Origin of the sequence: Romboutsia ilealis (assembly GCF_900015215.1) — a bacterium.
In the GTDB taxonomy this organism is placed as follows: domain Bacteria; phylum Bacillota; class Clostridia; order Peptostreptococcales; family Peptostreptococcaceae; genus Romboutsia; species Romboutsia ilealis.
The window spans coordinates 1,823,538-1,836,713 of record NZ_LN555523.1; the positions used below are offsets into that span (position 1 = coordinate 1,823,538).

Below are 13,176 nucleotides of genomic sequence, written 5' to 3' on the forward strand. Positions count from 1 at the left end.
TTATATCTTTTTTATTATATATATTTTATCTTATTTTTTAAAGACTAAACTTATTTATGTCTAACATCTATATATTAATTTAAAAATTATCATATCTTTTAAATTAATATATCCCTCTTAAGCAGTTACCTAAAAGGGATATTTATATACTATTTATTAAATTTCAGTTTTTAAAATTACATTTCCTCTTCTTCTATATCATGATGATGATCATGATCATCATCTATAACAACGCCATCTAATTCTGGTATGTGTATATTATTCTTTTTAGAGTAATCTATTAAAGCCGCTTTTATCGCTTGCTCAGCTAAAACTGAACAGTGCATTTTTACTGGTGGTAAACCATCTAAAGCTTCTGCAACTGCTTTGTTAGTTACAGCTAATGCTTCATGTATAGTTTTCCCTTTTACCATTTCAGTAGCCATTGATGAACTTGCTATAGCAGATCCACATCCAAAAGTTTTAAATTTAACATCATTTATAACTTGAGTTTCTGGATCTATATCAAGATATATTCTCATTATATCTCCACACTTAGCGTTTCCAACTTCACCTATACCACTTGCATTTTCTATTTCTCCAACATTTTTTGGATTCATGAAATGTTCCATTACTTTATCACTGTATTGCATATTCTTATCCTCCTTAATTCCTTAATTATATTATTAGCTCCGTGCTATTATTTTTGTTTTATTACAGCATCATATAAAGGAGACATCATTCTTAATCTCTCTATAACTGCTGGTAATTTTTCTATTATATAGTCTATATCATCTTCTGTTGTAAAATCACCTATTGAAAGTCTTAATGACCCATGTGCTATCTCATGAGGTAATCCTATAGCCATTAAAACATGTGATGGATCAAGTGATCCTGATGTACAAGCTGATCCACTTGATGCAGCAATACCTAACATATCTAACATCAATAATATTCCTTCCCCTTCTATAAATTCAAATGAGAAGTTAACATTTCCTGGTAATCTATCTTCTAAGCTACCATTTACTCTTGTGTAAGGTATCTTTTCAAGTATTCCATCTATTAATTTAGTTCTTAAAGATGTAAGTCTCTCAATATGCTCATCCATATTAGTTTTAGCAAGTTCTGCTGCTTTTCCATATCCAACTATAGATGGCATATTCTCAGTACCAGCTCTTCTTCTTCTTTCTTGCGCTCCACCATGAACGAAAGAATGAAGTTTTGTACCAGTTTTTATATATAAAGCACCTATTCCTTTAGGACCATATATCTTATGTGAAGACATACTCATTAAATCTACATTTAATTCTTTAACATCTATTGGCACATTACCTGCTGCTTGAACAGCATCCGTATGGAATAATACATTGTGCTTTTTAGCTATTTCACCAATTTCTTTTATTGGTTGTATTGTTCCTATTTCGTTATTTGCAAACATTATACTTATCAGTATAGTAGTATCTTTTATTGCTTTTTCAAGTTCATCTAATTTAACTCTACCTTCAGCATCAACATCTAAATAAGTTACTTCAAATCCATGATGTTTTTCTAAATATTCACATATATGAAGCACTCCATGATGCTCTATTTTAGATGTTATTATATGATTTCCTTTACTTCTATGCGCAAAAGCAACACCTTCTATCGCCCAGTTATCACTTTCTGTTCCACCAGCTGTAAAGTATATTTCATTAGGCTTTGCATTTATAAGATTAGCTACTTGCCCTCTAGCTTTATCTAAAGCAGTTTTTGCTTCTCTTCCGAATGTATGAAAACTAGATGCGTTTCCAAAGTTTTCTGTAAAATATGGCATCATTTCATCTAGAACTTCTTTTTTCACAGGAGTTGTCGCAGAATAATCCATATATAATCTTCTTTTTTCCATTTTCTTCGTCTCCCTATCTATTTTATAATTAAATTTGTTATATCATTATCTAATATATTTTTATTATGATCATCTATCATATCTTGAAGAGTTATAGAATTTATTACATCTTCTATACCCTTTTTCATTTTTTCCCATACAACTTTTGTTACGCATTTACCAGAATTTTCACATATATCTTCATCTAGCACACAATCTGATAGCGAAACAGGCCCTTCAAGTACTACTAATATATCACCTACCGTTATATCTTTAGGTTCTTTCGATAATAAATATCCGCCTTGAGATCCTCTAACACTTGTAACTAAACCAGATTTTTTTAGAGATGAAAATATTTGTTCTAAATATTGTTCTGATATATTTTGCTTACTAGCTATATTTTTTAGGGGGATAGGACTATTACCCTGATTTAATGATAATTGAAACATCGCTTTAAGTCCATATCTACCCTTTGTGGATAATTTCATATTCATCACCCTTTACACCGAATTATAATCCGTACTATTTTACTAGGTATTATCTTCAACATAATTTTATTATACCCTAGTAAATTTGTCAAGATTGAATTCATAGGTCTTTACTAGGAATTTAATATATTATATATATACCATATTAGATGATTTTTAATCTTAATTTTTATATTTTCTATTATTTTATATTAACCACATTGTAAATTTAATGAATCTATTTATAAACATGTATAAGTATTCCCTTCATTTAATTAATAAATACAAAAGTTTCTATTTTATATTTTTATAAATGTAATTACATTTTATTTCGTAACGCTTATTAGTGATATGACTCATTGTGAAATAATTTTATTATTTAAATTTGATTATTAAATCGAATCAGAACCACCCGTAAAACGGGTGGTTTGCTCTACGCCTATAAGGCTTTGTTTCTGGCTGTGCTGCTCGCACACTGAACGGTTTGCCAACCGCATACTATTACTAACTGCACCTAAAGGTGCTTATTTTTTTGCTTTATTTACTGGCTCACCCGTAAACGGGTCAATATATTCCTTTAAACTCATTTGTTCATGAATTATATCCTCTTGTATTTGATTTTTTATATATTCTTCAATTGCCTTTTTATTTCTTCCAACTGTATCAACATAATACCCTTTACACCAAAACTGTCTATTTCCATATTTATACTTTAAATTTGCATGTCTATCAAATATCATCAGTGAACTTTTTCCTTTCAGATAACCCATAAATTGAGATACACTAAGTTTTGGTGGTATACTTACAAGCATGTGTATATGATCTTTACATGCATTTGCTTCAATTATCTCAACACCTTTATGATCACAAAGTTTTCTTAATATAACACCAATATCAGACTTTATTTTTCCATAAATAATCTGCCTTCTATACTTTGGTGCAAAAACTATATGATATTTACAATTCCATTTGCTATGTGCTAAACTATTATTGTCCATTATCGGACACACCTCCTTAAATTTTATAGTTTTGGTCGGCAAACCTACTATAATTTTATGGAGGTTTTTTTATTTCTACTCATAGCTAAAAGCTTTTTAGAACCACAGGTATAACCTGTGGTATTCCTAATACAAAAATAGATAGTAATATCTTTAAAGATACTATTATCTATGTTTTTAAAGTTTATCAGTATGTAGATTTTTCAATTTTAGTATTTTTAGAATTTACAAAGCGGATGCACCTATTATACCTGCATCATTTTTAAATTTTGCTATAACAATATCTCCAATTTTTGTCTGTTTAAGAGGAAGATGCTTTTTTACTTCTTCTGATAAACCATCTAAAATTATATCACTAGCATTAGAAACTCCACCGCCTACTGATATAACTGCTGGATCTATAAAATTAACTATATTTCCTATTCCCATAGCTAAATATTTTTTAAATCTATTTATAATTTCAACTGCTACTTGGTCATTTTCTTTATATGCATCAAATACCATCTTAGCAGTTATATTTTCTAAAGTATTTTTGCACATATCTCTTATTATAGTATTTCTACCTTCTTGTAATAATTTCTGTGCATATTTTATTATAGCTGTAGCTGAACAGAAAGTTTCAAAGCATCCATTATTTCCACAATTGCAATCATAATAATTAGTAGCAACCATAGTATGACCAATCTCAGCACCTATTCCATTTGAACCCGTTATTAATTTGCCATCTATAACTATACCTCCGCCTATTCCTGTTCCCAATGTTATCATAACTCCACTATTATAACCTTTCATACTTCCATAAACATACTCAGCAAGTGCTGCCACATTTGCGTCATTACCTGCACGTACAATAGTTCCTTTTAAGCGTTCTTGTAACTTAGGTATTATTGATGCATTTTCAAGACCTATATTAACACAGGTTACTCTACCTTCGTTTGTAACAACCCCTGGAAATCCTATGCCTATTGAATCTATATTATTTATATCTAATTCACATTTAGCTAACAACTTATTAACTAATTCAGTTATATCGTCTATAATATTATCTAAACCACCAGATTGATTAGTTTCTTTAACTTCTCTTTGAATGATTTCCCCATTAGCCACAATACCTGCTTTTATACTCATTCCACCTATATCAATTCCTATTTTATACATCTTTTCCTCCCAAATTATTATATATATCAATTATATAATATTGCTATAATTTTATCTATAGTATATACCCCAATAACCTTTTTCTTTAAATCCCAGTTTATTATATATTCTTCCTGCTTCTATATTATCATAAAATAAACATGGAATTTTATTTTCATTTATTATTTCATTACATATCTTTACTATACACTTTGTAGCTAGACCTCTATTTCTAAAATTTGGATGGGTTCCTACTCCAACTATCATTGCATGAGTTCTAGTTTCTAATGTACTTTTTGCCATAGCCACTACTTTTTTATTTATTTCTATGCAATATCCTCTCCCTGTTCTAAGTCCACTTTTTATACTTTCTATAGTAGTATTTTCAAATTCATCAATATCTCCATATAATTTAGCTACCTTACTTATATTTCCAAATCTTATCTTTTTAGGCTTTAAACCTATTTCTATATCATTTAGTTTGCTCGGATCATCAAGAACACAAAACTTAACTATTCTTTTGCGATTTACACCTATTTTCCCTTCTAATTTTTGTAAAACATCTAGTTTGCCACTTATCTCTATATAGTTTAGGCTATTTATAAGATTTGCAAATCCATCTATATTAAATTTCCCTCGCGAGTAAAATATAAGATATTCAAAGTACCTCAATAACACTCCTTCTATATGTCCTTTTTTATCTATCCCTGCCCATATATCTAGAAAATAATTATCATATCCATATCGTTCTATATCACCTATTATAAACAAGTTAAAGTCAGGCTCTCTTTTTAAGTAGTTAATAACCTTGCTATGATAGGTATCATCCACCTTTATAATCATATAAATCCCCCTGATAATTTAAATTTTTCACTTTATCATTTAAAAATTTATTAATCTGTATTCAACTTTTATCAGCTATATTACTCCTACTCTTACTAAGTATTTTGTTTAAGTAAAACCGTACACTTTGTAGTCTATATTACATAATGTCATATATATTTTTATTTCTATCTGTTTTAATATTTTATCAATCATATATATTTAACCTCTAAATATATATGATTTTGTATATTATATCAATCACTTACATTTTTGATATAATAATTTTAACACGATTATTTCTTTTAGATAACTGTATTTTTAATTTTTGATTCAATTATCTAATATCATTTGCTCTAAATTTTTAATTCATATCTATAGTATAATAAATACTTCTGTTTAAAAAAAATAACACATACAATTATATTCTAATAATATTACCTATAGTCTATTTTTACATCAAAAATAGACTATCATGTATTTTCCAAATACCTAATAGCCTATATTAAACTTTTCATCATTTATTTCTTTTTATATTTTCCCAGTAATTATCAAATGCCATTTCATTTTTATTCTTACCAGGTATATAATATTTTTTATGCTTTATTTCATCTGGTAAATACTGCTGTTTAATATAATTATTTGGATAATCATGTGGATACTTATAATCTACTCCTCTACCTAAATTTTTAGCTCCAGCATAATGAGCATCTTTTAAATGAATAGGAATATCTCCCACATTTATATTATCTAAGTCATATAAAGCCTTATCTATTGCACTTACAACTGAATCTGATTTTGGGCACTGAGCCAAGTATATAGTTGCTTGAGCAAGTGGTATCCTAGCTTCTGGCAACCCTAATTGAAAGGCTGATTGAACACATGCTTCTGTAATAGTTATTGCTTGAGGAACAGCAAGGCCTACATCTTCACTTGCAACACATAATAGTCTTCTAGTTATATTTTGAATATCACCAGCTTTAATAAGTCTAGCAAGATAATGTATAGATGCATCTACATCGGATCCTCTCAATGATTTATGAAATGCAGATAATATTGAGTATCCATCATCTCCACCTCTATCGTAACTTAATATTTTTGAGCTAGAACACTCTATAATAGTATCTATAGTTATATTAACAGAGTTTGAACCTATATCTATACCCGTATTAAAAGCTAGTTCCAATTTATTTAGCGCACTTCTCATATCTCCGTTACATGTCTGTGCTATAAATTCTAAGGCTTCATCTTCTATATTAATATTATCATAGCTATGATTTTCTCTAAGCTTATCTATAGCTCTTTTAAGTCCAATAATTATATCTTCTTGATTTATTTGCTTAAATTCAAATATAGAACTTCGACTTAATATGGCTTTATATATTACAAAATATGGATTATCCGCTGTACTTGCTATTAGAGTTACAGAACCATCCTCTATAACTTCAAGTAAAGATTGCTGCTGTTTTTTATTTAGCGCTTGAATCTCGTCAAGCATAAGAACTATGCCATTGTACGAAAATAAATCTCTTTTATTTTCATCTATTATTTCCTTTATCTCTTTTACTCCACAATTAACTGCATTTAATTTCACATATTTTTTACCTGTAGTATTCGCTACTATATTAGCTAAAGTAGTCTTTCCTGTACCTGGTGGTCCATATAATATCATGTTAGGAATAGATTTATTTTCTATAATTTTATTTAAAACTTTTCCCTTTCCTATAATATGTCTTTGACCAACCATATCTTCAATCTTTTTAGGACGTAATTTATCTGCTAAAGGCAACACTCTCACTCCTTATATCTATTAAAAATAAAAGGTATCTATAATTTAGATACCTTTTTATAATCAATTATTGATGACTCTTTAATTTTTTAAGTTCTTCTATAAGTTTATCATTTAGTATCTTTATATGAGTACCTTTCATACCTAAAGATCTAGATTCTATAACTCCAGCACTTTCGAACTTTCTTAATGCATTTACTATAACTGATCTAGTTATCCCAACTCTATCTGCTATTTTACTTGCAACAAGTAAACCTTCTTTGCCATCTAATTCCTCAAATATATGTTCAACTGCTTCAAGTTCTGAATAAGATAATGTTCCTATTGCCATTTGAACTACAGCTTTCTTTCTCATTTCTTCTTCTAGTTCTTCACCTATGGCTCTTAATATTTCAAGACCGATAACAGTAGCACTATATTCTGCTATAACTAAATCTTCATCTTCATATACATGATTATATCTTGATAATACTAATGTTCCTAATCTTTGTCCGCTTCCTAATATTGGAACTATTGTAGTTTTTTTTTCAGTTCTACCTTGTTCAAATGGAAATACTTCAAGTAATTCTTCACCTGTTAAATTTTCTAAAGTGTCCTTTATCTCTAATATATTTCTATTATACTCGTCTGGAAACTTCTTTTGCTTAGTTGTATCATCTTCTACAACTGAGCTATCTGCTATATCATTAAGGTGTAATCCTAATACTTTTCCTTTTGAACTTAATACATATACATTTGAATTTAAAACTTCTCCTAATGCACCTGCTAATAAATTAAAAGAGACATTACTTCCACCACTTGTTTGTAATATTTTATTAATTTTTCTTGTTTTCTGTAATACTTCACTCGCCATTTTAAGTTCATCTCCTCATGAAAGTTATGCCTTATATACTTATATATAATAATAAAAATTAGTTATCCTTCTAATTATGCAATAGAAATATTATCATAATTTTATGGTCTTTTCAATATAAAGACTATCATTTTTTCAATTTTCACTATTCTCTTTTACTATCTCATTTTTGCACTCTTTATTGGAGCAAACAACTTTAGTTTCCGATTTTGTTATTTTCTCTACCATATAAGATTCACATTTATCACAAATATCTCCAGTTGGCTTATTCCATGATAAAAAATCACACTCTGGATAATTTGAACATCCATAAAATGCTTTACCTTTTTTAGATTTTCTAAGGATTATATCCCCCTCATTACACTTAGGACATTTTACACCTATTTTATTTATAATAGGTTTTGTAGTCTTACATTCTGGATAATTCTTGCAAGCCATAAACTTGCCAAATCTACCATGCTTTATTACCATATGTTCCCCACAATTTTCACATATTTCATCAGTTTCTTCATCCATATTTATCTTTTCTATATTTTCCTTAGCTATCTCTATAGCTTCCTTTAAAGGTTCATATGATTTTGCTACAACTTCTTTCCACGCTACATTCCCTTCTTCAACCTCGTCTAGTTGACTTTCCATAGTAGCAGTGAAGTCTACATCTATAAATTTTTGGAAATTAGTTTCTAATATATCAGTTACTATTTTACCTAATTCTGTTGGATGAAGACTACTTCCTTGTTTCTCAACATATTCCCTATTTAATATAGTAGTTATAGTTGGTGCATAAGTACTCGGTCTCCCTATTCCTAGTTCTTCTAATGTTTTTACTAGACTAGCCTCAGTATATCTTGCTGGTGGTTGAGTAAAATGTTGAAGAGGTAGTATATCTTTTACAGTAAATGTATCCCCTTCATTTATAGGAGGAAGTATTTTATCTTCTCTTTCTGTAAAGTTGTAAATCTTTGTATATCCATCAAATTTCATTTTAGATCCAGTAGCTTTTAGTATATAATCTTCTATCTTGCACTCTACATTTAATATATCAAACACAGAGTCTTGCATTTGGCTAGCTATAAATCTTCTCCAGATTAAGTTATATAACTTAAATTGATCTTTAGTTAAAGAACTTTTTATACTTTCAGGAGTTCTACTTACAGAAGTTGGTCTTATTGCTTCATGTGCATCTTGTACTTTTTTACTTCCTTTTTCTTTTCCTTTATCAAAATCAGGTTTGTAGTATCCTTCACCTAATGCTTCTAGTATATATTCCTTTGATTTTTCTTTCGCTTCTTCTGATATTCTTTTAGAATCTGTTCTTATATATGATATAAGACCCACTGTACCTTCATTTTCAATATCAATACCTTCATATAACTCTTGTGCTATACTCATTGTTTTCTTAGTTGTAAAAGATAGTCGATTTGCTGCCTCTTGTTGTAGCATACTTGTTGTAAAAGGCTTAGGAGCTGATTTTTTTCTAGTTCTTGCTTCTATTGAATTTACTATTATATCTTTATCTTTTATATCATCTAAAATAGATTTTACTATTTCTTCATTTGGTAATTCTATTTTTTCTTTATGCTTACCATAAAACTTTAAATTAATATCCTCATTATTAGAAGTTTTAGCATCTACGTCTATTGTCCAATATTCATCTGGTATAAATGCCTCTATTTCTTTTTCTCTATCACATATTAATTTAGTCGTTACAGATTGAACTCTTCCTGCACTTAATCCTTTTCTAATCTTTTGCCAAAGTATTGGGCTTATTTGATATCCTAAAAGTCTATCTAAAACTCTTCTGGCTTGTTGTGCATCAACTAAATTTATATCTATACTTCTTGGACTTTTTATAGCTTTTTTTATAGCATCCTTTGTTATCTCATTAAATTCTATTCTACATTCATCATTTTGATCTAATCCTAAAATATAAGCTAAATGCCATGAGATAGCCTCTCCCTCTCTATCTGGGTCGGTAGCTAGATAAACTTTCTTAGATTTTTTAGCTTCCTTTTTTAGTTCTTTTATTAAATCACCTTTTCCTCGTATATTTATATACTGTGGCTCAAAATTATTTTCTATATCAACGCCTAGTTTACTTTTAGGTAAATCTCTTACATGTCCTACAGAAGCTTTTACAGTATAGTGACTCTTTCCTAGAAATTTTTCTATCGTTTTAGCTTTTGCAGGAGATTCCACGATGACTAATGTTTTTGCCATTAACGACACACCCCCACTTTTTTTCTTTATTTATATATTTAAACTGTATACTTGATTATTCATCTCTATTAATAAATCTTTAAGTACTAGTTCATTTAAGATTGTGTTTACATATTTTATTTCCATTTTAGTATTATCACAAATTTCATCTATATTCAATATACCATTATCTTTTATTAGTTCTAATATTTCAATACTTTTTTCATCCAATTTAATATTATCACATTTTTTAGAATTTTCTATATAATTATCCCTATTAATTTGATATTCATTTAATATATCTTCTACACTATGAATTAATGTTGCACCTTCTTTTATTATTTTATGGCATCCTTCACTCATACAAGAATTTATATTTCCCGGAACAGAAAAAACGTTTTTGCCCTGGTCTAGTGCATAGTCAACAGTAATTAATGCCCCACTTTTTTTAGCAGCCTCAACTACTATAACACCATCACTTATACCACTTAAGATTCTATTTCTATGAACATAATTACTAGGATAAACAGTGCTTCCGATATTATATTCAGACAATATAAGTCCACCATCATCCAATATTTTTTGAGCTAATTTAATATTTCTTTTGGGTAATATATTATCTAAGGAAGATCCAATTACTGCCACTGTTTTACCTTTCCCCTCTAGGCATCCGATATGACTATAAGTATCTATTCCTATAGCTAATCCACTTATAATATTTATACCCATATCGGATAGACTTTTGCTTATATTTTTTGCACAATTAATACCATACTGAGTACATTTTCTAGAACCCACCATAGCCAAATTAATATTATTTTTTAGTACATCTAAATTTCCCTTATAAAATAATATTTTAGGTGCATCATATATATTTTTTAAATTAGATGGATATGATTCATCATGAATACTAACATATTTTATAAATTCTTTCTCAAGACTTGACTTTATTTCTTCTAAATAAGTCAGACTTTTATATTTTACTATATTTTCCTTAATATTTGTATTTATATTTTTTAAATTATATATTTCCTTATCACTAAAATTAATCAAATCTTTAATGTCTATATTATTTGACTCTATTTGATTTATATTATTATTTGTTATCCCATCTATAGACTTTAGCCATAAATAAGCGTCATTAATATTCATAAATTACCTCTATTCAAAATATTTATAATAAGCTTTTCTAAAAGAAAAAGCTTCTATTATATGATTAGATTGTATAATATTTTCTTCATCTAAATCTGCTATTGTTCTTGCAACTTTTAATAATTTTGTATAACTTCTATTACTTAATTTATATTTATTAAATATTATGTTGATAGTATTTAATCCTTCATCATTTAACTTACAATACTCATTTACCATTGAAGAATTCATTTCATCATTAGTTTTTATATCATGATTTTTAAATCTTGTTTGTTGTATATATCTTGCACTTTGAACTCTTTTTCTTATATCATGAGATGTTTCTGATTTTGTATTTATAAATTCTTTATATGGTATTGAATTCACCTCTACAAATAAATCAAATCTATCTAATAATGGTCCAGATATTTTATTGATATATCTGTCTATTTCATATGTTTTACACCTACATTCAGTTTCTGACATATGATATCCACATGGACATGGATTCATTGCCCCCACCAGTAAAAAGTTACATGGATATTCAAAATTATATTTTATTCTAGATATATTTATAAACTTATCTTCTATTGGTTGCCTCAAAGTTTCTAATATTTTTCTATCAAACTCAGCTATTTCATCTAAAAACAATACCCCTCTATGAGCTAATACAACCTCTCCTGGTCTTGCATCAACTCCTCCGCCTATCATAGCTTGTTTTGTGGAGGTATGATGAGGTGATCTAAATGGTCTTTTATCTATAATTCCTTTTTGATTATCTATTAATCCTATCGAACTATAAATTTTACTAATTTCTATCATTTCTTCCTTATTTATATCTGGAAGTATTGTCCTTATTCTTTTTGCTATCATAGTTTTTCCAGAACCTGGTGGACCGATCATTAACATATTATGATTACCAGCTGCAGCTATTTCAGCACTTCTCTTTACAAAATAATTTCCAGATACATCACAAAAATCTTCTTCATATTCATTTTGACATTTTTCTTTTTTATTTATATTAATATCTGCAATAATAGATTCTTTACATATATCTAAACTTCCATTTAAAAACTCTATACATTGATTTAAGCTCTTTACTGGTATAATCTCTATTTCATCTACAAATAATCCCTCTAAAAAATTATCATACGGTAAAAATAATCTTTTTATATTACATTCCTTAGCTCCTATTATGATTGGAAGTATTCCCCTTACCTTTTGAAGCTTTCCATCTAAAGAAAGCTCTCCTATAAACATACTTTCATCTAAATACACATTATCTTTTCTTATAAATTCTCTTAAAATTCCTATAGATATAGCTAAGTCAAGGAAAGATCCTTCTTTTTTCATATCTGCAGGTGACAAATTTACAACTATTCTAGAGTTAGGAAATCTATATCCGCTATTTATTATTGCTGATTTTACACGTTCCCTAGACTCTTTTATTTCAGTACTAGCTAAACCTACTATGTTAAACGAAGGAATTCCATTACTTATATCTATTTCTATCTTTATTAGATGACCATTTATTCCTATTAAATTACTAGAATTTATTATACTAAGCATCTATACTCCTTTCTAGAAAGCATTAACTATATGATTTATTTTCTTATCATTTAAATATATCTCTATAACATCAAATCTTATCGGCACATTATTTAAGTTATTTTTTAAGATATAGTACTTAGCTGTATTTACTATTTTTCTAATTTTTCTATAATCTACAGCTTCTGCTGGATAACCAAACTTTATACTAGTTCTTGACTTAACTTCTATAAATACTAATTCTTCATTAATTTTAGCTATTATATCTATTTCTCCGCTATTTATTCTATAATTAGTTTCTAAAATATTTGCCCTATTATTTATTAAATATCTTAATGCAATACTTTCACCAGCTCTACCTTTTTGAATATTATTCATAAGTATCTCCT

General features: G+C 28.1%; 12 protein-coding genes. All 12 read right to left on the minus strand.

The window, feature by feature from the left end:
* Window positions 1-176 precede the first annotated feature (176 nt).
* Window positions 177-632 carry a Fe-S cluster assembly scaffold protein NifU gene (gene nifU, locus CRIB_RS08565; RefSeq protein ID WP_180701968.1) on the minus strand — a complete coding sequence of 152 codons (456 nt, stop codon included), beginning with the start codon at window positions 630-632 and terminating at the stop codon, window positions 177-179.
* A gap of 47 nt (window positions 633-679) precedes the next feature.
* Entirely contained in the window at window positions 680-1,864 is a 1,185-nt protein-coding gene (gene nifS, locus CRIB_RS08570) for a cysteine desulfurase NifS (RefSeq protein ID WP_180701969.1), read from the minus strand.
* 17 nt (window positions 1,865-1,881) lie between these two features.
* On the minus strand, window positions 1,882-2,331 hold the full coding sequence (locus tag CRIB_RS08575; RefSeq protein ID WP_180701970.1) for an RrF2 family transcriptional regulator: 450 nt from the start codon (window positions 2,329-2,331) through the stop codon (window positions 1,882-1,884).
* Window positions 2,332-2,834: 503 nt separating this feature from the next.
* On the minus strand, window positions 2,835-3,308 hold the full coding sequence (gene tnpA, locus CRIB_RS08580) for an IS200/IS605 family transposase (RefSeq protein ID WP_180701971.1): 474 nt from the start codon (window positions 3,306-3,308) through the stop codon (window positions 2,835-2,837).
* Between the two features lie 225 nt (window positions 3,309-3,533).
* Window positions 3,534-4,466 carry an ROK family protein gene (locus CRIB_RS08585; protein ID WP_180701972.1) on the minus strand — a complete coding sequence of 311 codons (933 nt, stop codon included), beginning with the start codon at window positions 4,464-4,466 and terminating at the stop codon, window positions 3,534-3,536.
* 51 nt (window positions 4,467-4,517) lie between these two features.
* Complete coding sequence (locus CRIB_RS08590; protein WP_180701973.1) at window positions 4,518-5,288, minus strand: GNAT family N-acetyltransferase; 771 nt, start codon at window positions 5,286-5,288, stop codon at window positions 4,518-4,520.
* A 496-nt stretch (window positions 5,289-5,784) separates the two neighbouring features.
* Window positions 5,785-7,059, minus strand: coding sequence for a replication-associated recombination protein A (locus tag CRIB_RS08595; protein ID WP_180701974.1), 1,275 nt, complete (start codon window positions 7,057-7,059; stop codon window positions 5,785-5,787).
* Between the two features lie 64 nt (window positions 7,060-7,123).
* Window positions 7,124-7,909, minus strand: coding sequence for a GTP-sensing pleiotropic transcriptional regulator CodY (gene codY, locus CRIB_RS08600; protein ID WP_180701975.1), 786 nt, complete (start codon window positions 7,907-7,909; stop codon window positions 7,124-7,126).
* Window positions 7,910-8,044: 135 nt separating this feature from the next.
* Window positions 8,045-10,129, minus strand: coding sequence for a type I DNA topoisomerase (gene topA, locus CRIB_RS08605; protein WP_180701976.1), 2,085 nt, complete (start codon window positions 10,127-10,129; stop codon window positions 8,045-8,047).
* Between the two features lie 30 nt (window positions 10,130-10,159).
* Window positions 10,160-11,260 (minus strand): DNA-processing protein DprA, encoded by a 1,101-nt coding sequence (dprA, locus tag CRIB_RS08610; RefSeq protein WP_180701977.1) that lies wholly within the window; start codon window positions 11,258-11,260, stop codon window positions 10,160-10,162.
* A gap of 9 nt (window positions 11,261-11,269) precedes the next feature.
* Window positions 11,270-12,808 (minus strand): YifB family Mg chelatase-like AAA ATPase, encoded by a 1,539-nt coding sequence (locus CRIB_RS08615; RefSeq protein WP_180701978.1) that lies wholly within the window; start codon window positions 12,806-12,808, stop codon window positions 11,270-11,272.
* Between the two features lie 12 nt (window positions 12,809-12,820).
* Window positions 12,821-13,165 (minus strand): YraN family protein, encoded by a 345-nt coding sequence (locus CRIB_RS08620; protein WP_180701979.1) that lies wholly within the window; start codon window positions 13,163-13,165, stop codon window positions 12,821-12,823.
* Window positions 13,166-13,176: the final 11 nt, after the last annotated feature.